Below are 20554 nucleotides of genomic sequence, written 5' to 3' on the forward strand. Positions count from 1 at the left end.
CCGCACGTTAGAGGAGGGGTACGACAAAAAGTAGGCTCCTCGCATGGCTCTCGGTTTCGTCCGCCCCGCCCGCCCCGAAGATGCGGCCGAGGTCGCCCGCATCCAGCTCGCCACCTGGCGCACGGCGTACCGGCGGATGTTCCCGGCGCACGTCCTGGCGAACCTCGACGAGGCCTTCCTGGCCCGCACCTGGCTCGAGGCGATCGAGCGGCCCCCGTCGCCGCGGCACCGGGTGCTGATCGCCGTCGAGCAGGGCGAGTCGGCCACCGAGGTGGTCGGCTTCGCCGCCGCCGGCCCCGCCGACGAGCAGGCCCAGGCCCCCGAGGAACCGGCGCTGCCGGCGGAGGTGGCCGCCTTCACCGACCTGCTGGTCGAGCCGCGCTGGGGCCGCCGCGGCCACGGCAGCCGGCTGCTCTCGGCGACCGTCGACCTGTGGCGCGAGGACGGTTTCACGCACGCCGTGGCCTGGGCCTACGAGCAGGACCAGGCCACCCAGAAGTTCCTGGCCTCGGCCGGCTGGTCCCCCGACGGCGCCGGCCGCGCGCTCGACGTCGACGACATGCTCGTCCCCCAGCTCCGGCTGCACGTCGACCTGGGCGCAGAATGATCAGGTGACCCCGACCTTCGTCTACGACGGCGACTGCTCCTTCTGCACCACGTGCGCCGAGTTCATCGAGCGCCGCATCCCGACGCGCGCCCGCATCGTGCCGTGGCAGTTCGCCGACCTCGACGACCTCGGGCTCACCCAGGAGCAGTGCGAGCAGTCCGTCCAGTGGGTCTCCGCCGAGCAGCGCGGCTCCGGCCCCGACGCGATCGCCCTCCTGCTCTCCGACGCCGGTCGGATGTGGCGATTCGCCGGGGCCGGCCTCCGATTCGCTCCGGTCCGCCTGGCCGCCTGGCCGGCCTATCGCTGGATCGCCGACCACCGCCACCTGCTTCCCGGCGGAACGGCAGCATGTTCGCTGCCGCAAGCTCAGCGCGACGCACTCTTCGGAAAACCTTCCTGACGTACGCGTGGGACAAGTCCCCGGTGCAGCGCCCGAGCTGACTGCAACTCACTCTCCGCGTGCGGCTGCCGGGCTGTCCTGCATGGCCTTTCAGCCGCCGTCGATCTTGACGACCCGGGCCCACGAGGGCGGCGGCCACTTGTAGGCGTCCCGGCGCGGAAAGAGCCCGATCACCGTGGGCCGCCCCGGCGACGCCATCGGCCACGGGGTCTGCCCGTCGGTGAGCATCACCAGCACATCCGGCCGCGGCTGGGCGGAGAGCGCCCGATCGATGCCGACCACCAGGTCCGTGCCGCCGCCCCCGATCAGCGGAATACCCTCGGCCCCGCACAGCCGCTGGACCACCCCGGCCGCGGCGTCGCACGAGATGACGCCGACCTGATCGCGCCGCCCGCCGAGCGACCGGCCGATCGCGGTCACCTCCAGCAGCGCGCTGCCCAGCTCGGCGTCGCTCACCGAGCCGGACGTGTCGATCACCACGGTCACCCGGGGCACCCGGCGGCGCAGGGCCGGCAGCACGATCCCGGGCAGGGCGGCCGACCGCCGGGCGGGCCGCCCGTACGTGTAGTCCTGCCCGGCCCCCGCCCCCGAGGCCGCCGCCCGCACCGCCGCGCCCAGCAGGTCGCGCCACGGCTGCGGCGGGTGGAACGCCTCCTCGGCCCACCGCCGCCAACCCTGCGGCACCTCCCCCGGATGCCCCTCGATGCCCCGCGCCACCCGGAACCGGACCGCGTCCCGCTCCTCGTCGGACAGCCCGTGCGCGCCGTCCGGCCCGAGATCCCACTCCCGCTCCAGCCCGTCGGCGCCGCTGCCGCAGTCCAGCCAGACGAAGTCCTGAGTGGCCGGCCCGAGCGTGAACCGGCCCAGGTACTCCTCCATCAGCAGGCCCTCCTCCAGCCGCAACAGCCTCGGCCGGACGGCACCCGCGGGCTCGGCCAGCCCCTCGCCGTACACGTCGTCGTTGATCTCCAGGTCGGCGGCGATGTTCATCCGCAGCCGCTCGCCGCGGCCGCTCAGCCCGTGCCGGGCCGCGTACCGGTCACCGCGGCCGTGATGGTCGCGCAGCAGGTGCGAGACCTCGTGCACCCAGACCCCGGCCAGCTCCTCGACCGGCGTCGCGGCCACGAACGCCGGCGACACGTAGCAGCGCCAGTGCCGGTCCACCGCCATCGTCGGCACCCGTTCCGAAGCCACCGGCCGCAGCGCGTACAGGGCCGCCGCCAGGTAGGGCCTCGCCCGAGCGGCCGCGAGCCGGGCGGCGTACAACTTCCGCTCATCCATGCGCGTCGGCCAGCTCCGATACCGAGATCGCGCCGGCCAGCCGGTCGATCGTCGCCGGGACCGGCCAGTCGTCCCGGCGCAGCGCCGCCAGCGTGCTCGCCGGCACCACCACCAGGTCGGGCGCGCCCGTCTCCAGCGCCCGGGCGAGCAGTTGCCAGGCCGCGTCCCAGCGAGCCCGTTCCGGCCGCCGCCGCACCGCCGCCACCACCCCGTCGAGCACCGCCTGCCGCAGGTCCCCGCGCTCCGGCAGGCGGGCGCCGGCCGGGTCGGCCAGCAGGTCCTCCGGGTCGGGCAGGTCCATCCGGTCCAGACCGGCCAGCAGCTCCAGCCCCGGCCCGTCCCCGACCACCCCGCGCACCAACATCGACAGCACCTCGCGGGACGCGCCCGCCGCGGTGGCGAACGCGATCAGCCGCAGCGCCATGTCCCAGGTCCGCGGCGACGGCCAGGCCCCGCCCCGGCGGGTCTCGGTCTTCGGCAGCTGATGCACCAGCGCGGGCCGGGCGGCGAGCAGCCCGCAGACCGCGCGCCGGGCGTAGTCCACCGCTTCCGGCAACGCGGCCCGATCGAGCCGGGGCAGTGACGCCCGCGGCCAGGTCCCGCCCAGGCCGCGTACCACCACGTCGTGGTCGAAGGTCCAGTCCAGATGGACGAAGCGGTTCGCCAGCGGCGCGCTCAGCTCCCAGCCGTCGGCGGCGGAGGCGCGGGGGTTGGCCGCCGCCACGATCCGCACGCCCGGCGGCAGCCGTAGCGCGCCGACCCGCCGTTCGAGCACCAGCCGCAGCAGCGCGGCCTGCACCGCCGGCGGCGCGGTGGAGAGCTCGTCCAGGAAGAGCAGCCCGCGCCCGGCCCGGGCCAGCCGGACCGCCCAGTCCGGCGGGGCCAGCGGCACGCCGTGCGCGGCCGGGTCGGCGCCGACCACCGGCAGTCCGGCGAAGTCGGTCGGCTCGTGCACGCTGGCGATCACGGTGGTCAGCGGCAGCCCGAGCGACTCGGCGAGCTGGCCGAGCGCGGCGGTCTTGCCGATTCCCGGCTCGCCCCAGAGCAGCACGGGCAGGTCGGCCGCGACGGCCAGGGTGAGCGCCTCGAGCTGGGCGTTCGCCCGCGGCTCGGTGGCGGTGTCGGCGAGCAGGCCGAGCAGGCCGGCGGCGAGGTCAAGAGTTTCGGTCATCCGATCATCACCTTCGGCGAGAGGAGGGCAAGGTCTTGAGCGGGCCGCGCCCGGCCAGCCCGGCCCGGTACAGCCCGTGGGTGACGCGGCGCTCGGCCGCGCGGTCGAGTTCGTCGCGCAGGGCCCCGTCCGGCAGCGCGGCGGCGGCGCCGAGCAGCCCTTCGACGACCGCGAGGGCGCCGGCGGTGTCGCCGTGGTCGAGCCGCCCCCGGATGGCGTCCAGCTCGGTCGGCTCCCGCGCGGCCAGGTCGATCGCCCGCAGGCACGGCAGCGGCTTCCCGCCGAGCGCGACGAGCGCCGCCTCCCGGCGCAGCTCCGCCGGGTCGTGGTCGAGCGCCGACAGCACCCCGTCCACGATCCCGATCCGATGCCGGGCGTCGCCGCACGCGATCAGACGCACGCCCGAGGCTTCTATTTCCCGATTTATCGTGGTATCGCCGGTGAGGGCGGCGGCTACCAGCGGATGCAGCCGGCCGGGTTCGATCAGCCCGGCGCGCAGCAGTGCGAGATCGGGCGACACCCAGACGGCCGCGTCCGGCAGCAGCGGAGCGGCCAGCACCGGGCCGCTGAAGGCCCGCGGGACCGGATCGCCCGGGTAAACGGCGAGACGGCGACGCCTCGCCACCCGGACGATCACCGGCTCGCCGGCCCGCCGCACGATCGCCGCCTCGGCCGCCCACCGATGGACGGCCAGGCCGCCCGCGGCGGCTCGCCAGGTCGCCGCGCCGGAGCGTTCCCGCAGGTCGCCGGCGCGCCGGGCGTCCCACAGATGCCGGTGGAGATCAAGCCGGAAGCGCCGGTCCGGTCGCGCGTGCGGATGCGACCGGTTCGGCCCGGGCCGGCCGTCCCAGAGGGCGAGGCTGATCCGTTGACCGGAGTCCGCCCAGGCCGGCGCGGTTCGGACGACCAACTGGGGACCCTGCGGGTAGCGGGCCAGGGCGACCGTGAGGCCCGGGCGGAGCAGGCCGTCCGGGGCGATCCGGGGCAGGTGCCAGCGCAGCAGGTCGGGGGCGAGATGGCGCAGGTCGGCGCGGAGCAGTGCGGCAAGCTCCCGGCCGTGGACCCGGGCCACGGTCCGGGGGTCCAGATCCACGTCGATCCGCGCGGCGGCGCAGGCGCCGGCCCAGTCGCCCACCGTACGGCGGGCGGTCGCGGTTTCGATCATCGAGGGCGGCACGGCGAACTCGCGCACGCGCAGCCAGCGGAGAAGACGGAGGTCACCGTCGGCAGGGATCGAGCGCATCAGCACTCACCTTGCGGGGACGGGGCCTCCCTTCGGCACGAGAAGATTCTCATCGTGCGCCAGGATACCGCCCGGCGGTGGGATCGGCCGCCAGGATACCGCCGCCAGTGAGATCGGCCGCCAGGATACCGCCGGCGGTGAGATCGGCCGATCGACCGATGCCCGGGGGCGGAATCCGACCCAATGGCCGAAGCGTCGCTTGACGCGATCGACGATGCTGCAAGCGAGTACCACGTGCACGGGGGAGATTTTCATGACGCTGGCAGCACTCAGGTGCCTCCGAAACCGGGACGAACCATGGCTGGGTTGAGCCGCCGGGCCCTCCTCGGCGGGGCCGTTCTCGGCGCGGCCGGGGTGGCCACCGGCGTGGCCGGGACGCCGCTGGTCCGCGGGTGGCTGGGCCTGGACCGGCCGCCGGTCAGCGGCGGGTACGCCGCCTCGGCCGACCATCTCGAGGCCGTGGCGAACCCGGGCGTGTCGATCCACTACTACGCGCGGACGACCGAGCCGGTGGTGGCGTTCACCTTCGACGACGGCCCCGCGCCGCACTGGACCCCGATGGTGCTCGACGAGCTGGACAAGGCCCAGGTCCCGGCCACGTTCTTCATGGTCGGGCGCAACCTGTCGCAGCATTCCGCGCTGGTCGACGGCCGGCTGGCCCGGCACGAGGTGGGCAACCACTCGTGGAAGCACGACGACCTGGCCACCGAGGACCTGGCCCGGGTCGGCGACGACCTGGACCGCACCCAGGCCGCGATCCGCAAGTACACCGGCCGGACCGCCACGCTGTTCCGGCCGCCGTACGGGCACCTGGGCGGATCCACCGTGCTCGCCGCGGACCAGCGGGGATACGACGTCGTGCTGTGGTCGATGGAGATGCACGAGAACACGTACAAGGGCGACCCGGCCGGGCAGGCGCGCGACATCGTGGCGTCGGCGCGGCCCGGATCGATCATCCTGGCCCACGACGCCGGCGGCGACCAGCGGCTGGTCACCATCCGCGGCCTGGCCGCCATGTTCGACGGGCTGCGCCGCCGCGGGTTCCGCATGGTCACCGTCTCCGAACTGCTGGCCACCGCCTCGGCGAAGCCGCTGCCGGGGCCGGCGGCGGTCCGGGCGATCGGCACGAGGTAACGACCGCCCCGCGTCGTGCGGCCGGCCAAGACGTGCGGCCGCGCCCGCTCCCCGGCGCGCCGGCGGTGGGTGGCCTGCGGATAGCCGGCCAGGAGGTGTCGTTCGACGGCACCATCCTGACCGGCCTGCCCGCGGGCCTCGAGCTGTCCTGACCCCGCTGCCCGGAGCTCAGTGCGCGAGCACCGGCTCCGCGTCCGGGTCGACCGCGAGCGGGCCGCTCCGGAAGGACAGCGCGGCGATGACGGCGCAGAGCACGAAGAACCCGGCCGACCACCAGAACACCGTGTGGTAGCTGTGCATCTGGGCCAGCGCCGCGGTCTGCGCGCTGGGGATCCGGCCGGCCAGGTAGCCGGTGGCGGCCGAGGCGGCGACCGAGCTGAGCAGCGCGGTGCCGATCGAGCCGCCGATCTGCTGGGCGGTGTTGACCATCGCCGAGGCGACGCCGGCGTCGTGGTGCTGCACGCCGGAGGTGGCCGCGTTCTGGGTGGGCGCGAAGATCAGGCCCATGCCGAGGCCGGTGATGATCAGGCCGGGCAGCACGCCGGTGACGTAGCCGGAGTCCAGCCCGATCCGGGTGAGGTAGACCATGCCGGCGGCCCCGATCAGCGCGCCGATCGGCACCAGCGGGCGCGGGCCGATCCGCGGGGTGAGCAGCGAGCCGATCGTGGTCGCCGAGATCATCACGCCGCCGAGCATGGGCAGGAACGCCAGGCCCGACTGGATCGGGGAGAAGTGGAGCACGCCGGTGAGGTAGTAGGTGAGGAACAGGAACACGCCGAACATGCCGATGCCGGCGATGCCGACCGCCGCGTACGCCCCGCCGCGGTTGCGGTCCGTCACGACCCGCAGCGGCAGCAGCGGATGCGCCACCCGGCGCTCGATGACGACGAAGACGGCGAGCAGGACCACGCCGAGGGCGATGAAACCGTACGTCCGGGGATCGCTCCAGCCGTCGCTCGACGCGTTGCCGAGGCCGTAGACCAGGGCCACCAGGCCGCCCACCGCGGTGATCACGCCGGGCCAGTCGAGCGGGTCGCGGTGCGGCACCGGCTCGTCGCGCAGCTTGAGCATGCCGCCGATCACGCCGGCGACCGCGAAGACCAGGTTGACGTAGAGGCACCAGCGCCACGAGGCGTACTCGGTCAGGACGCCGCCCAGCAGCAGGCCGACGGCGCCGCCGGCCCCGGAGATCGCGCCGAAGATGCCGAACGCCTTGCCGCGCTCGGCGGGGTCGGTGAACGTGATCGAGAGCAGCGAGAGGGCGGCCGGGGCGAGCACGGCGCCGAACATGCCCTGCAGCACCCGGGCGACGATCAGCATCTCGATGCCGTTGGCGGCCCCGCCGAGAGCCGAGGCCAGCGCGAAGCCGACCAGGCCGATCAGGAACATCCGCTTGCGGCCGACCAGGTCGGAGAGGCGGCCGCCGAGCAGCAGCAGGCTGCCGAAGGCGAGGGCGTAGCCGGTCACCACCCACTGCCGGCCGGAGTCGGAGAAGCCCAGGTCGTGCTGGGCGGTGGGCAGCGCGATGTTCACCACAGTGGCGTCGAGCACCACCATCAGCTGCGCCACGGCGAGCACCACGAGCGCCCACCACCTGCCGGAATGCCTGTCGACGGCGGCACCGGCCGCCGTCTTGCCCTGCGCTTGCGCCGTGGTCGTCATCTCGGATCCTCGCTGCCCCTAAGTTGAGTGATGCCGTCCGGTTCGGAACGGTAGCCGCTAAGTTGATGAAGGCGCTCCACTTTGTCGGCCGGATCACAAAAGTTGAGGAACGTTCTCCACTTGTTACTCTGGGTGGGTGACCGACGTCGAACGCCCGTTGCGCCGGGATGCCGAGCTCAACCGGCAGCGCATCATCGAGGCCGCCCGCGTGGTGTATGCGGAGCGGGGCCTGGCCGCCACCTTCGACGACATCGCGCACCGGGCGGGTGTCGGCATCGGCACCGTCTACCGGCGCTTCCCCACCAAGGAGGCGCTGCTGGAGGTGGCCCTCGAGGAACTGCTCGAGCGGCACGCCCGATCCGCCGAGGAGGCGCTCCGGGCGCCGACCGCTTGGGCGGGGCTGACCGCGTTCCTGCGCGAGGCCGCCGAGATGCACGCGGCCGACCGCGGCCTGCGGGACATCGCCCTGGGCGCCGAGATCGACTTGCGGCACTTCACTCGGATGCGGGACCGCGTCCTACCGGTTCTGGAGCAGTTGATCGACCGCGCCCACGCCGAGGGGTCGCTGCGGCCCGACGTGACCGTGGAAGACCTGCCGCTGGTGATGATGATGGTCAGCGAGGTGGCCCACCACAGCCAGGCGATCCGGCCCGACATCTACGGCCGCTACCTGCAGTTGCTCCTCGACGGGCTGCGCCCCGCACCGGACAACGGCGCCCTCGGCCAGCCGCTGACCAGCGACGACGTCGAGGCCCTCGCCCGCGAGTGGATGCCGGGCCGGCACCGGGCGAGCCGCGCCTAGAGCGGCTCAGCCCGATGGGTCCGCTGACCGGGGAGCGGAGGGAGCGGCAGCTCAGCCCGGCGGTGGCGGCACGGGCTTGCGTTGCAGCAAGCTCGCCGGCGCGGGCGGGTGCGGCCCGCCCTGCGGTTGAGGGAGCCGTCGAGCGTACGGCCGCATGGTTTCAGGAAAGCAGTTCGTCGATGCCCACGGTGAGGCCCGGCAAACGCAGGACATTACGGACCGCCAGCAGGACGCCCGGCATGAACGAGACGCGGTCGAGGGAGTCGTGCCGGATCGTCAGGGTCTCGCCGGCGCTGCCGAACAGCACCTCCTGATGGGCGACCAGGCCGGCGGCGCGGACCGAGTGGATGCGGACGCCCTCGACCAGCGCGCCGCGGGCGCCGTCGAGCTCCTCCTTGGTGGCGTCGGGCATCGGCGGACTGCCGGCGGCCGCGCGCGCCTCGGCGATCAGGCGGGCGGTGTGTGCCGAGGTGCCGCTGGGGGCGTCGAACTTGCGCGGGTGGTGCTGCTCGATGATCTCGACGGACTCGAAATAGCGGGCGGCGGTCGCGGCGAAGCGCATCATCAGCAAGGCGCCGATGCCGAAATTCGGGGCGATCAACACATTCGCCCCCGGTTTCTCGGCGAGCCAGCCGCGCACCTGGTCGAGGCGCTCCTCGGTGAAGCCGGTCGTGCCGATCACCAGGCTGATGCCCTGCCCGATCGCCCAGCGCACGTTATCCATCACCACGTCGGGGCTGGTGAAATCGACCAGCACCTGGGCGGTGGCGCCGCTGAACAGCTCGTCGCCCTGGTCGATCATGGCGACCAGCTCGAGGTCGTCGGCGGCATCCACCGCCTTGCACACCTCGAGGCCCATCCGGCCGCGGGCACCGAGCACACCAACGCGAATCGAGTCAGTCACCCGGTGAAGCTACCGCACGCCGCCGGGCCCACCAGCGCTCCCCCAGCCCCACCGCGACGAAGGTCAACACCACGTAGAGCCAGCCGACCAGCACATCCGCCACGTAGTGCTCGCCCGTGTACACCAGCGTGAAGGTCATCGCCAGCGGATACGCCAGCAGCAGAGGCCACCAGCGCCTGCCCACCATCGGCAGGAAAAAAGCAACCGCCATCATGGCGTACGCCGTGTGCAAGCTCGGCATCGCGGCCACCGGGTTGGACTGGTCGGCCTGCAGCGCGTTCAACGTGTTCCCGGCGCTGTGCAGGCCGATCGCGGCGAACCCGTTCGACGAGATGCGCGCCACCGGCTCGGTCAGCGCCCCGTGCTCCCAGGCCCACCACGGCGGCGCGGCCGGGTAGAGGAAGTACGTGATCAGCCCGGCCAGGCTCAGCGTGATCCAGCGGCGCATGAAGCGGTAGGACAGCGCCCGGTTGCGCACCCAGAGCACCACCGCCACGGTCGGCACGGTGAGGAAGTGCGACACGTAGATCAGCGTGACCACCACCTCCCACCACTGCACGTGGCCGGGCTGGTAGAGGTGCTGCTGCAGCCAGATCGTCGGGATCCGGCCGCCGGTGAGCCAGCCGAACATCCGCTCGTCCGCGTCGATCATGAAGTGGACGTGCGGCGCGAAGAAGTCGTCGGCCGAGCCGCGGGAGACGTTGTAGAACTCCAGCAGCGCGACGACCGGCAGCCAGTCGCGCAGGAACAGCAGATGCTCCCGCCACGGCCGGAAGTTGCGCCAGGCGATGGTGGCCAGCCAGAGCCAGCCGAACGCGACGAGCGGGTCGCTGGTTGGCACCCCGACGAAGGCGACGAACAGGGCGAAGGCCACCGCCCAAGTAGCCATCCCGGCGATCCGGCGCTTGCGCACATCGGGCACGACGGGGGTCTCGGGCGGTGTCTCCAGGGTCGTCACGAGGTCCAAGGTTAACGGCGGCCAAACTCCGCCTCATCGAACGGCCCCACCACGGCCAACGACATCTGCTGGGTCAGCAATTCGGACGCGATGGCGTCCACGTCCTCGGCGGTCACCGCGTCGACCCGGCCGAGCAGTTCGTCCACGCCCATCAGGTCGCCATAGAGCAGCTCGGACTTGGCCAGCCGGCTCATCCGCGAGCCGGAGTCCTCGAGGCCCAGCACGTACGAACCCCTGACCATGCCCTTGCCGCGGGCGATCTCCTCGGCGGTGAGGCCCTTGGTGGCCACCCGTTCGAGCTCGGCCCGGGTGATGTCCAGGACCTCCTCGACCTTGCCGGGCGCGCAGCCGGCGTAGACCCCGAACAGGCCGGCGTCGGCGTACTGGCTCGCGTACGAGTAGACCGAGTAGGCGAGTCCCCGCTTCTCCCGGATCTCCTGGAAGAGCCGGCTGGACATGCCGCCGCCGAGCACGTTGTTGAGCACGCCCAGGGCGAACCGGCGCTCGTCGAGGCGGCCGATGCCGACCCCGCCCAGCACCACGTGCGCCTGCTCGGTGTCCCGGTTGCGGACGACCGTGTGCGGCTTCTGGTGCCGGACCCGCTTCCGGGCGCGCGGACCGGCCGGGTCGGCCGCCGACGCGTCCAGCGGGGTGCCGGCCAGCGCCTTGCGGACCAGCCGGACCACCGTCGCGTGCTCGAGGTTGCCGGCCGCCGCGATCACGATGTGCGGTGCGGTGTACCGGCGGCGGTAGAAGCCGTTGATCTGGTTCCGGGTCATCGGGGTGATCGATTCCTCGGTCCCCGAGATCAGCCGCCCCAGCGGGTGGTCACCGAAGATGGCCTCGGTGAAGATGTCGTGCACCTCGTCGCTGGGCTCGTCCTCGTGCATGGCGATCTCTTCGAGGATGACGCCCCGCTCGATCTCGACGTCGGCCGGCTCCAGCAGCGAGTCGGCCACCGCGTCGCAGAGCACGTCCACCGCCAGCGGCAGGTCCTCGTCGAGCACCCGCGCGTAGTAGCAGGTGTACTCCTTCGTGGTGAAGGCGTTGGTCTCGCCGCCGACCGCCTCGATCTCGGCCGAGATCTGCAGCGCGGTGCGCTTGTGCGTGCCCTTGAAGAGCAGGTGTTCGAGGAAGTGCGAGGCGCCGGACATGGCCGGCGTCTCGTCCCGGGAGCCGATGCCCACCCAGACGCCGAGCGACGCGCTGCGCGTGCTCGGGATCGACTCGGTGACGATCCGCAGGCCGCTGGGCAGCACCGTCCGTCGCGCGGTGCCCTCCAGAGCAGTGGTGACCGCGCGGGTCGGCCTGCCGGCCGACCCGCGCGAACTGGTTGTCACCGGTCGTTACTCGGCGCGCGGCGCGCGGTCGCCGCGCTCGCCGCCGGTGCGCTGCCGGCGTCGCCGCGGCTCGCCGCCGCCGTCGCGGTCGCCGCGGGGACCGCGGTCCTCGCGCGGACGGGACTCGCGGGCCTGACCCTCGGCCGGGGCCGGCGCCTCCTCGCCCTCGGGGCGGACCTTGTCGAGGTAGATCTTGCCGCGGGCGTCGATGTCCGCGATCGAGACCTCGACCTTGTCGCCGACGTTGAGGAAGTCCTCGACCTTCTCCACCCGCTTGCCGTCGCCCACCTTGGAGATGTGCAGCAGGCCGTCGCGGCCGGGCAGCAGCGAGATGAACGCGCCGAACGCGGCCGTCTTCACCACGGTGCCGAGGAACTTGTCGCCGGCCTTGGGCATCGTCGGGTTGGCGATCGCGTTGATCCGCTCGACCGCGGCCTCGGCCGACGGGCCGTTGGTCGCGCCGACGTAGATCGTGCCGTCGTCCTCGATCGAGATGTCGGCGCCGGTCTCGTCCTGGATCGCGTTGATCGTCTGGCCCTTGGGGCCGATCACCATGCCGATCTTGTCGACCGGGATCTTCACGGTGGTGACCCGCGGGGCGTACTCGCTCATCTCGGCCGGAGCCTCGATCGCGGCGGCCATCACGCCGAGGATCGTCGTGCGGGCGTCGTGCGCCTGCTGCAGGGCGCCGGCCAGCACGTCCGACGGGATGCCGTCGAGCTTGGTGTCCAGCTGCAGGGCGGTGACGAACTCACTGGTGCCGGCGACCTTGAAGTCCATGTCGCCGAACGCGTCCTCGGCGCCGAGGATGTCGGTCAGCGCCACGTACTGGGTCTTGCCGTCGACCTCGTCCGAGATCAGGCCCATCGCGATGCCGGCGACCGGCGCCTTCAGCGGCACGCCGGCCTGCAGCAGCGACAGGGTCGAGGCGCAGACCGAGCCCATCGAGGTCGAGCCGTTGGAGCCCAGCGCCTCGGAGACCTGGCGGATCGCGTACGGGAACTCCTCGCGCGACGGCAGCACGGGCACCAGGGCCCGCTCGGCCAGCGCGCCGTGCCCGATCTCGCGGCGCTTCGGCGAGCCCACCCGGCCGGTCTCACCGGTCGAGTACGGCGGGAAGTTGTAGTTGTGCATGTAGCGCTTGGACTTCTCCGGCGAGAGGGTGTCCAGCGCCTGCTCCATGCGCAGCATGTTCAGCGTGGTGACGCCCAGGATCTGGGTTTCCCCCCGCTCGAACAGCGCCGAGCCGTGCACCCGCGGCAGCACGCCGACCTGGGCGCTCAGCGGGCGGATGTCGCGCGGGCCGCGGCCGTCGATGCGGATCTGCTCGCGCAGCACCCGCTGGCGCACCTCGGTCTTGGTGACCGACCGGAAGGCGGCGGAGATCTCCTTCTCCCGGCCCTCGAACCGCTCGTCGAGCAGCTCGTGCGCCTTGGCCTTGACCAGGTCGAGGGCCTCCTCGCGCTCCTGCTTGGCAGCGATCTTGAGGGCCTCGGCGGTCTCCTCGCGGACGGCCTCGGAGACGGCGGCGTACACGTCGTCCTGGTAGTCCAGGAAGACCGGGAACTCGACGGCCGGCTTCGAGGCGATCTCGGCCAGCTCACTCTGCGCGCGGCAGAGCTCGCGGATGGCCGGCTTGGCGGCCTCGAGGCCACCGGCGACGATCTCCTCGGTCGGCGCGGCGGCGCCACCAGCGATCAGCTTGACCGCGTTCGGGGTGGCCTCGGCCTCGACCATCATGATCGCGACATCGCCGTCGGCGACGACGCGGCCGGCGACCACCATGTCGAAGGTGGCCCGCTCGAGCTCCTCGATGGTCGGGAAGGCGACCCACTGGCCGTCGATGTGGGCGACCCGGGTCGAGCCGATCGGGCCGGAGAACGGCAGGCCGGACAGCTTGGTCGACATCGAGGCGCCGTTCATGGCGACCACGTCGTACGGGTGCGCGGGGTCCAGCGCGAGGACGGTCTCGACGACCTGGACCTCGTTGCGCAGGCCCTTGGTGAACGACGGGCGCAGCGGCCGGTCGATCAGGCGGCAGGTGAGGATCGCGTCCTCGCTCGGGCGGCCCTCGCGGCGGAAGAACGAGCCGGGGATGCGGCCCGCGGCGTACATCCGCTCCTCGACGTCCACGGTCAGCGGGAAGAAGTCGAAGTGCTCCTTCGGCGCCTTGCTGGCGGTGGTCGCGGACAGGACCACGGTCTCGCCCAGCTGGACGATGACCGAGCCGGCGGCCTGCTTCGCGAGGCGGCCGGTCGAGAAGGTCACCTCGCGGGTGCCGAAGGCACCGTTGTCGATGATGGCAGTGCGGGACTCGGTCCCGAGAGCGTTGTTCTGCTCTGGCATGTGTTGCGGTACTCCTTCGTCGAGGACCCGGCGGTCTGCTACGCGGTGGTTCAGGCGGCCGGTCTTCGATCGAAGTGCCCAGGAAGTCTGCCTGGGAACCACTACCGAGGACCGGTGTCTGTTGGCCTCCAACCGCGCGGGTCCGTGGGTTGTTGCAAGGGGGAGCCGCCCGTTGGCAGCTCCCCCTTCAAGTCATCGGCGCAGGCCGAGCCGCTCGATGAGCGACCGGTAACGCTGGATGTCCTTCTTCTGCACGTAGTTGAGCAGGCGCCGGCGGCGGCCGACCAGCAGCAGCAGGCCACGCCGGCTGTGGTGGTCGTGCTTGTGCACCTTCAGGTGCTCGGTGAGGTCGGCGATCCGCTTGGTCAGCATCGCGACCTGGACCTCGGGCGACCCGGTGTCGCCGTCCTGCGCCTTGTACTCGTCGATGATCTTGGTCTTGGTCTCTTGATCGAGCGCCATGGTCTCCAGGATTCTGTGTTGCCGGCAAACACGGTCTTCCGCACCCGCGGCGTCGGGCAGGCACGCGGAAACCGGCCGTTGGATAGCCAACGTCGTACCAACCCTACCAGGGGGTCACCGGAGCAGCGCGCGGGTCTCCTCCACGTCCTGCCGGATCTGCGCGACCAGCGGTTCGATGCCGTCGTAGACCCGCTGTTCCCGCAGGTGGGCGACGAAGTCGAGGCTGACCCGCTCGCCGTACAGGTCGCCGGCGAAGTCGAGCACGTACGCCTCGACCCGGCGCTCGCGGCCGGAGAAGGTCGGGTTGGTGCCGATCGAGACGCTCGCCGGGAGCCGGCCGGCGTGCTCGCCGCCGCGGATCAGCCAGGCCGCGTAGACCCCGTCGGCCGGCACCGAGGCGTACCGGTGGACCATCAGGTTGGCGGTCGGGAAGCCGATCTCGCGCCCGCGCTGGTCACCACGGACCACCACGCCGCCGAGCCGGTGCGGCCGGCCGAGCGCCGCCGCCGCCGCGCGCACGTCCCCGGCGTCGACACAGCTGCGGATGTACGTCGAGGAGAAGACCACGCCGTCGTCCGACACCAGCGGCGCGTCCTCGACGGTGAACCCGAACGACCGCCCGAGCCGCTCGAGCAGCGCCACGTCGCCGGCCGCCTTGTGCCCGAACCGGAAGTTGTCGCCGACCACCACGACCGCCGCGTGCAGCGCCTCGACCAGCACGTCGTGCACGAACGCCTCGGCCGGCAGCCGGGAGAACGCGGGGGTGAACGGCACCACGCAGAGCGCGTCGACGCCCAGCTGCTCGACCAGCTCGGCCTTGCGGACCGGCTCGGTGAGCACCGCCGGGTGCGACCCGGGGCGGACCACCTCGGCCGGGTGCGGGTCGAAGGTCATCACCACCGACTGCATGCCGAGGTCGTGGGCGCGCTTCACCGTGTGCCCGATGATCGCCTGGTGGCCGCGGTGCACGCCGTCGAAGACGCCGATCGTGACCACCGACCGGCCCCACCCACCGGGCACCGACTCGTAGCCGCGCCACCGCTGCATCGTCTCCGCCCTCTCCGCGTAGGTCGCTTGTCGCCCCAGCGTATCGGTCTGTCCGTGCGGCCAAAAAGGTACGATTGAGACCGATATGCGCATCGAGTGGAGTGCTCTCGTCCTGCTCGCGGCGGAGTTCACCTTCGCGGTGCTCTTCCTTCGCGCGCTCGGCGGCTACCTACGCCGGCGCGACTCCCTGCAGGGCAACGTCACGCTCGTCTTCCTGCCCTGCACGGTGGTCTTCTGCGCCGACATCGCCCGCCGGATCGGCGGCGACCCGCCGGCCTGGGTGACCCTCGTCTCCACCACGGTGCTGCTCGCCCAGCCCTACCTCACGGTCCGGCTGGCCGCCCGGCTCCGGCACGTGCCGCGCTGGCTGGACCGGCTGGTCTTCTGCGGATGGGTGGCGCTGGCCGTCCCGATCGTCCGGGAGCCGCGCCCGCTGGACACCACCGCGCTGATGACCATCGTGATCGGCTTCGGCGTGAGCGAGACGATCCCGGCCGCCCTGCTCTTCGGCAAGGCCCGCACCCGGGCCGGCGCGAACCGGGCCCGCCTGATGATCGCGGCCGCCGCCACCCTCGCGTTCGCCATCTTCATCCTCCTCGTCGGCCTCGCCGGGGTCTGGCACGGCCACCCCGCGCTGCTCACCGCGAGCCGGCTGCTCGCCCTGGCCAGCGGCCTCGGCTACCTGATCACCTTCCTGCCGCCGCGCCGGCTGCGCCGGGTCTTCGCGGGCAGCGCCGCGCACCGGATCACCGAACTGCTGCTGCGCGCCCCCGTCGAGTCGTCCGCCGAGGTCTGGCAGCTGTACGCCGACCTGATGCGGGAACAGACCGGCGCCGACGCGGTCGCCGTCTTCCTGCCCCGCCCGGACGGCCAGCTCGAGCGGACCGCGTTCGCCGGCCCGCCGGTGCTCTCCCACCCCGAGCTCGACCCGGCCGACCTCACCGCGCTGGTCCGGGCCGGCCGGCCCGCCCGCCTCCGCGAAGGCGCCCCGGTGCTGGTCGCGCACTACGGCGACCGGCTCGGCGACGACTTCGTCACGCTGCTCACCCTGCCGGTGCCGCCCGACATCGAGGGCGCGGCGCTGCTGTTCAACCGGCACCGCACCCTGTTCAGCGACGACGACCTGCGCCTGCTCGCGGCCCTCGGCGGCCAGGCCGGCATCCTCGCCGACCGCCAGGAGGTGGCCGCCGCGCTGACCGCCTCGGTCGACGCGCTCACCCGGGCCAACCAGGCGAAGAGCGCGTTCCTGGCGAACATGAGCCACGAGCTGCGCACCCCGCTCAACGCCATCATCGGGTTCAGCGACCTGATGCGCGGCGAGGAGCCGGACGGCGACCGCCGCCGGGTGCCGGCCGAATGGGTCGAGCACATCCACACCAGCGGCCGGCACCTGCTCGGCCTGATCAACGACATCCTCGACCTGGCCAAGGTGGAGGCGGGCCGGCTCGACCTGCGCCCCGCCCCGCTGCGCATCGACACCGCGGTGGCCGAACTGCTGACCGGCCTGGCCCCGCTCTTCTCGACCAAGGACATCGAGGTCCGCACCGACCTGCCGCCGGCCACCGCGATGGCCGACCGGGTCCGCTTCCGCCAGATCGTGGAGAACCTGCTCTCCAACGCCATAAAGTTCACCGAGCCGGGCGGTTCGGTCACGGTCGAGGTCGAGCGGGCCGGCGATGACGCGTACGTGTCGGTGATCGACACCGGTGTGGGCATCGCCGAGGCCGACCAGGAGCGCGTCTTCGAGGAGTTCCAGCAGGTCGGCGACCCCGACCGGCAGCGCGCCGGCACCGGCCTCGGGCTGGCCCTCACCAAACGCCTGACCGAGGCGCACGGCGGCGAGATCACCCTGGTCTCGGTCCTCGGCAAGGGCAGTGCCTTCACCGTACGGCTGCCCGCCGCCCCGCCCGACGACCTGCCCCACACGAACCACCCGGCGGCCCGCCCGAGGGAGCAAGTATGAGCACGATTCTGCTGGTCGAGGACGAGGAGCTGAACCGCACCCTGGTCAAGGCGGTGCTGTCCCGCTCGGCCGAGCCGTCGGTGCGCTCGGCCGCGGTGGTCGACGCGACCAGCCTGGCGGCGGCCCGCGAGCGCCTGGCGGACGACGACATCGACCTGATCCTGCTCGACATGAACCTGCCGGACGGGAACGGGTTGACGCTCGCGCGGGAGTTGTCGTCGCGCTCTCCGCGGCCGACGGTGGTGGCGGTCACCGCCAGCGTCCTGCCCCAGGACCGGGTCGCGGCGATCGAGGCCGGCTGCGACGACTTCCTGGACAAGCCGTACGCGGCGGCGGACCTGGTGGCGGTCGTGTCCCGCCATCTGACGTCCTAAGCGGGGGCCAGCACTATTTCCGCTCGGGCGCGGCCGGCCCGCTCCGAGACGATCGCCAGCACCTCGCCGCCCGGGTCGAAGACCGCGTAGGGGCCGGTGATGCCGACCGGGTCCAGGGTGCCGCCGTGGCTGAGCACCTTCGCCTCCTCGGGGGTGGCCGTGCGCTGCGGGAACGCCTGGCGGGCGGCCTCGGCGAGGGAGAGGCCGATCACGTCGGGGGCCCGTTCCTCGAGTTGCTCCAGCGTCACCGCCTCGGCCAGGGTCATCCTGCCGACCGCGGTTCGGCGCAGGACGGTCAGGTGGCCGCCCACGCCGAGTGTCTTGCCCAGGTCGCGGGCGATCGCCCGGATGTACGTCCCGGAGGAACAGTCCACGTCGATGTCCACGTCGATCACCGCTGGCTCGTTCACGCGCCGGATCTCTCGTACGTCCAGCTTGGTGATCGTCACCCGCCTCGGGGGTAGCTCGACGGTCTCGCCGTCTCGGACCCGCTTGTAGGCTCGCTCGCCGTTGATTTTGATCGCGCTGACGGCGGTGGGGACCTGGTCGATCTCGCCGGTCTGGGATTCGAGTCCGGCCCGGATCGCGTCGTCCGTGATGCCGGTTACGTCGGCGGTCGCGGTGGTTTCGCCTTCGGCGTCGTCGGTGATCGTGGACTGGCCCAGGCGGATCGTGGCGGTGTAGCTCTTGCCTTCGCCGATCACGTAGGTGAGGAGGCGGGTGGCGCGGTTGACGCCGATGATGAGGACGCCGGTGGCCATCGGGTCGAGGGTGCCGCCGTGGCCGACGCGGCGGGTTTTGGCCAGGCGGCGGATTCGCGCCACTACGTCGTGCGAGGTTATTCCTGCTGGTTTGTCGACCACGATCAGACCGTCTGCGCTCACCCGCCCACCCTAGGGGGGCCACCAGCCAGTAATAAGTGTCGGGTGTCCGGTGGGGGGTGCGTCAAATCGGGTCTGTGGATAACGGGGTCGACCCGAGCACCTCGACGGACGGAGTGGAAGACCGCAGGGCTCCGCCCCGCACCCCGGCCACGCTCAGAGATCGGCCTGGCGTGTTTGTTGCGGTGGGCGGGTGATCTCCTCGCGACGACAACCGTAGGGAATCTGATGGTGGGTGGGAGGTCAACCAAACCCCGGTTGACCTCCCACCCACCATCAGATGGCGTTCGGCTGCCGTCGCGAGGAGATCACCCTAAATGGGTCTCATGTTCTGGCGGGCGCTCCCGGGTACTGGGAAGTGTCCCGCACGTTGGCCAGCATCCCGCGTTTTGGGAGGAGGCGTCCACTATGCGGGGTAGCGGCGCCGGACATTTCCGGAATGGGGTAATTGTGCGCGGCGGCGAGGCACGGCTGGGGGCAAGCGTGGTGACTACGTGCCCGCTCCTCGCATTTTGTCTGCAAGATCGGCCGGGTGGGGGTGGATCGTGGAGAGGTTGTGCGCGGCGGGGCGGCGGGGCGGGGGCGGGGTCAACGAGTGGCGCCCAGGACTGCCCAGCGGCCTGAACGCCAGCGCCAAACCGTGGTCGCGAAGCGGATCAGGATGAACAGGCCCAGGCCGGCCCAGACGCCGGACAGGCCCAGGCGGAAGGCGTAGGCCAGCCAGATGGCGGGCAGGAAGCCGAGCAGGGCCGCGGCCAGGGTCAAGTTTCGCAGGTAACCCACGTCGCCCGCGCCGATCAGTACGCCGTCCAGGGCGTAGACCACGCCGGCGAACGGCATCAGGCCGACGAACCAGGGCCACACCACCGCGGCCTGGGCGTGCACTGCGGGGTCGGGGGTGAACCAGCCGGGCACCGCATGGGAGCCGGCCGCCGCCAGTACCGCGAAGGCGATGCCGGCTATGCCGCCGGCGATGGTCACCCGGCGGGCCACCGCGCGGGCCGCGTCGCCGTGGCCGCCGCCGAGGGCCGCTCCCACCAGGGACTGGGCCGCGATGGCGACCGCGTCCAGGGCCAGCGCGCTGAAGAACCACAGCTGCAGCGCGATCTGATGCGCCCCTACCGCCGCCACGCCGAAGCGGGACGCCACCGCGGTGGCCGACAGGAAGCAGGCCTGGAAGGCGGCGCCTCGGATCAGCAGGTCGCGGCCGAGGCGCAGCTGGTCGAGCATGATCGCGGGGCCGGGGCGCAGGGCGTGCGTCTCGCGGATCAGGGCGATCAGGAAGCAGGCGCCGGAGACGGTCTGGGCGGTCACGTTGGCGACGGCCGAGCCGGTCAGGCCCCAGCCGGCGGGGAAGACCAGGAGGGGGCAGAGCACGGCGGAGAGCACGTTGGCGCCGAGCACGAAGTACAGCGGGCGGCGGGTGTCCTGGACGCCGCGCATCCAGCCGTTGCCGGCCGCGGCGAGCAGCAGGCCGGGGGCACCCAAGGCGGCGATGCGCAGCCAGCTCGCCGCGGACGCAGCGGTGGTGGGATCGCCGGCGAGGGCTTGCGCGAGCGGTCCGGCGCCGGCCTGCGCGAGCAGGGCCAGGAGTACGCCGGCGGCCAGGGCCAGCCAACTCGTCTGAACACCCTCGGCGACGGCGGCGGCACGGTCACCGGCGCCGAAGCGGCGGGCCGCGCGCCCGGTGGTGCCGTAGGCCATGAGCGTGCCGAGCCAGGCGGCGACCGACATGACGGTGCCGCTGACCGCGAGCGCTGCCAGGGGCACGCGGCCGAGGTGGCCGACGACGGCGGTGTCGACGAGGACGTAGAGCGGCTCGGCGGCCAGCACGACGAGGGCCGGCAAGGCGAGCCGGGCGATCGTGCGGGCGGTCGGTGGCGCCGGAGCGTCAGCGGCGGACCGGGCGGACGTGAACCGGGCAAACGGGCTCATGAACAGTCATGATGCCCGCCCGGCTGTAACGAGCGCAAATAACT

At 72.6% G+C, this 20554-nt stretch carries 18 protein-coding genes; 6 read left to right on the forward strand and 12 right to left on the reverse strand.

Going from position 1 to position 20554, the window contains the following annotated elements; all coding sequences use genetic code 11:
- Positions 1 to 43 precede the first annotated feature (43 nt).
- Both IH26_RS0110795 and IH26_RS0110800 read left to right on the forward strand, forming a co-directional pair.
- Entirely contained in the window at positions 44 to 607 is a 564-nt protein-coding gene (locus IH26_RS0110795) for a GNAT family N-acetyltransferase (RefSeq protein ID WP_030436011.1), read from the forward strand.
- 4 nt (positions 608 to 611) lie between these two features.
- Entirely contained in the window at positions 612 to 1007 is a 396-nt protein-coding gene (locus IH26_RS0110800) for a thiol-disulfide oxidoreductase DCC family protein (RefSeq protein WP_030436012.1), read from the forward strand.
- A 90-nt stretch (positions 1008 to 1097) separates the two neighbouring features.
- Here the strand turns inward: IH26_RS0110800 and IH26_RS0110805 are convergent, their stop codons facing one another.
- From IH26_RS0110805 to IH26_RS0110815, 3 genes are read right to left on the reverse strand one after another with little or no spacing between them, the layout of a single operon-like run.
- Complete coding sequence (locus IH26_RS0110805; RefSeq protein WP_030436013.1) at positions 1098 to 2288, reverse strand: vWA domain-containing protein; 1191 nt, start codon at positions 2286 to 2288, stop codon at positions 1098 to 1100.
- Positions 2281 to 3459 carry an AAA family ATPase gene (locus tag IH26_RS0110810; protein WP_030436014.1) on the reverse strand — a complete coding sequence of 393 codons (1179 nt, stop codon included), beginning with the start codon at positions 3457 to 3459 and terminating at the stop codon, positions 2281 to 2283. Before IH26_RS0110810 ends, IH26_RS0110805 begins: the two co-directional genes overlap by 8 nt.
- 7 nt (positions 3460 to 3466) lie before the next feature.
- The gene (locus IH26_RS0110815) at positions 3467 to 4702 is read right to left on the reverse strand and encodes a hypothetical protein (RefSeq protein WP_051808028.1); all 1236 of its coding nucleotides are present in this window, start codon (positions 4700 to 4702) and stop codon (positions 3467 to 3469) included.
- A gap of 297 nt (positions 4703 to 4999) precedes the next feature.
- Between IH26_RS0110815 and IH26_RS0110820 the strand changes: the two genes are divergently transcribed.
- Positions 5000 to 5836, forward strand: a complete 837-nt coding sequence (locus tag IH26_RS0110820) for a polysaccharide deacetylase family protein (protein ID WP_030436016.1) — start codon at positions 5000 to 5002, stop codon at positions 5834 to 5836.
- 168 nt (positions 5837 to 6004) lie between these two features.
- Here the strand turns inward: IH26_RS0110820 and IH26_RS0110830 are convergent, their stop codons facing one another.
- Positions 6005 to 7498, reverse strand: a complete 1494-nt coding sequence (locus IH26_RS0110830) for a DHA2 family efflux MFS transporter permease subunit (RefSeq protein ID WP_030436017.1) — start codon at positions 7496 to 7498, stop codon at positions 6005 to 6007.
- 136 nt (positions 7499 to 7634) lie between these two features.
- Here IH26_RS0110830 and IH26_RS0110835 point away from each other — a divergent pair, with 136 nt between their 5' ends.
- The gene (locus IH26_RS0110835) at positions 7635 to 8300 is read left to right on the forward strand and encodes a TetR/AcrR family transcriptional regulator (protein ID WP_030436018.1); all 666 of its coding nucleotides are present in this window, start codon (positions 7635 to 7637) and stop codon (positions 8298 to 8300) included.
- Between the two features lie 160 nt (positions 8301 to 8460).
- On the opposite strand, the gene dapB is transcribed toward IH26_RS0110835, so the two are convergent.
- The 6 genes from dapB to IH26_RS0110865 form a co-directional block, all read right to left on the reverse strand.
- Positions 8461 to 9204, reverse strand: a complete 744-nt coding sequence (dapB, locus tag IH26_RS0110840) for a 4-hydroxy-tetrahydrodipicolinate reductase (protein ID WP_030436019.1) — start codon at positions 9202 to 9204, stop codon at positions 8461 to 8463.
- The gene (locus IH26_RS0110845) at positions 9197 to 10093 is read right to left on the reverse strand and encodes a phosphatase PAP2 family protein (protein ID WP_030436020.1); all 897 of its coding nucleotides are present in this window, start codon (positions 10091 to 10093) and stop codon (positions 9197 to 9199) included. The genes dapB and IH26_RS0110845 overlap by 8 nt, the downstream gene beginning before the upstream one ends.
- A gap of 80 nt (positions 10094 to 10173) precedes the next feature.
- The gene (locus IH26_RS0110850; protein WP_034214687.1) at positions 10174 to 11502 is read right to left on the reverse strand and encodes a M16 family metallopeptidase; all 1329 of its coding nucleotides are present in this window, start codon (positions 11500 to 11502) and stop codon (positions 10174 to 10176) included.
- A gap of 6 nt (positions 11503 to 11508) precedes the next feature.
- Entirely contained in the window at positions 11509 to 13848 is a 2340-nt protein-coding gene (locus IH26_RS0110855) for a polyribonucleotide nucleotidyltransferase (protein WP_030436022.1), read from the reverse strand.
- 192 nt (positions 13849 to 14040) lie between these two features.
- Positions 14041 to 14310 (reverse strand): 30S ribosomal protein S15, encoded by a 270-nt coding sequence (rpsO, locus tag IH26_RS0110860; RefSeq protein ID WP_026206975.1) that lies wholly within the window; start codon positions 14308 to 14310, stop codon positions 14041 to 14043.
- A gap of 114 nt (positions 14311 to 14424) precedes the next feature.
- Positions 14425 to 15357, reverse strand: a complete 933-nt coding sequence (locus IH26_RS0110865) for a bifunctional riboflavin kinase/FAD synthetase (RefSeq protein ID WP_030436023.1) — start codon at positions 15355 to 15357, stop codon at positions 14425 to 14427.
- Positions 15358 to 15442: 85 nt separating this feature from the next.
- On the opposite strand from IH26_RS0110865, the gene IH26_RS55770 reads away from it, so the two are divergent.
- Both IH26_RS55770 and IH26_RS0110875 read left to right on the forward strand, forming a co-directional pair.
- Entirely contained in the window at positions 15443 to 17320 is a 1878-nt protein-coding gene (locus IH26_RS55770; protein ID WP_051807944.1) for a sensor histidine kinase, read from the forward strand.
- A complete protein-coding gene (locus tag IH26_RS0110875) occupies positions 17317 to 17694 on the forward strand; it encodes a response regulator transcription factor (RefSeq protein WP_030436025.1) in 378 nt (125 codons plus the stop codon). Before IH26_RS55770 ends, IH26_RS0110875 begins: the two co-directional genes overlap by 4 nt.
- On the opposite strand, the gene truB is transcribed toward IH26_RS0110875, so the two are convergent.
- Both truB and IH26_RS0110885 read right to left on the reverse strand, forming a co-directional pair.
- Complete coding sequence (gene truB / locus IH26_RS0110880; RefSeq protein ID WP_030436026.1) at positions 17691 to 18578, reverse strand: tRNA pseudouridine(55) synthase TruB; 888 nt, start codon at positions 18576 to 18578, stop codon at positions 17691 to 17693. The two genes, IH26_RS0110875 and truB, sit on opposite strands and share 4 nt — an antisense overlap.
- 585 nt (positions 18579 to 19163) lie before the next feature.
- Positions 19164 to 20510, reverse strand: a complete 1347-nt coding sequence (locus IH26_RS0110885) for an MATE family efflux transporter (protein ID WP_051807946.1) — start codon at positions 20508 to 20510, stop codon at positions 19164 to 19166.
- Positions 20511 to 20554: the final 44 nt, after the last annotated feature.

It is taken from the genome of Actinoplanes subtropicus (assembly GCF_000721705.1).
Lineage (GTDB): Bacteria > Actinomycetota > Actinomycetes > Mycobacteriales > Micromonosporaceae > Actinoplanes > Actinoplanes subtropicus.

Bases quoted from the DNA above. Each gene is read 5' to 3' on its own strand.
- IH26_RS0110795 (WP_030436011.1), top strand. From the start codon at position 44: ATGGCTCTCGGTTTCGTCCGCCCCGCCCGCCCCGAAGATGCGGCCGAG.
- IH26_RS0110805 (WP_030436013.1), bottom strand. From the start codon at position 2,288: ATGGATGAGCGGAAGTTGTACGCCGCCCGGCTCGCGGCCGCTCGGGCG.
- IH26_RS0110810 (WP_030436014.1), bottom strand. From the start codon at position 3,459: ATGACCGAAACTCTTGACCTCGCCGCCGGCCTGCTCGGCCTGCTCGCC.
- IH26_RS0110815 (WP_051808028.1), bottom strand. From the start codon at position 4,702: ATGCGCTCGATCCCTGCCGACGGTGACCTCCGTCTTCTCCGCTGGCTG.
- IH26_RS0110820 (WP_030436016.1), top strand. From the start codon at position 5,000: ATGGCTGGGTTGAGCCGCCGGGCCCTCCTCGGCGGGGCCGTTCTCGGC.
- IH26_RS0110830 (WP_030436017.1), bottom strand. From the start codon at position 7,498: ATGACGACCACGGCGCAAGCGCAGGGCAAGACGGCGGCCGGTGCCGCC.
- IH26_RS0110845 (WP_030436020.1), bottom strand. From the start codon at position 10,093: ATGGCTACTTGGGCGGTGGCCTTCGCCCTGTTCGTCGCCTTCGTCGGG.
- IH26_RS0110855 (WP_030436022.1), bottom strand. From the start codon at position 13,848: ATGCCAGAGCAGAACAACGCTCTCGGGACCGAGTCCCGCACTGCCATC.
- rpsO (WP_026206975.1), bottom strand. From the start codon at position 14,310: ATGGCGCTCGATCAAGAGACCAAGACCAAGATCATCGACGAGTACAAG.
- IH26_RS0110865 (WP_030436023.1), bottom strand. From the start codon at position 15,357: ATGCAGCGGTGGCGCGGCTACGAGTCGGTGCCCGGTGGGTGGGGCCGG.
- IH26_RS55770 (WP_051807944.1), top strand. From the start codon at position 15,443: ATGCGCATCGAGTGGAGTGCTCTCGTCCTGCTCGCGGCGGAGTTCACC.
- IH26_RS0110875 (WP_030436025.1), top strand. From the start codon at position 17,317: ATGAGCACGATTCTGCTGGTCGAGGACGAGGAGCTGAACCGCACCCTG.
- IH26_RS0110885 (WP_051807946.1), bottom strand. From the start codon at position 20,510: ATGAGCCCGTTTGCCCGGTTCACGTCCGCCCGGTCCGCCGCTGACGCT.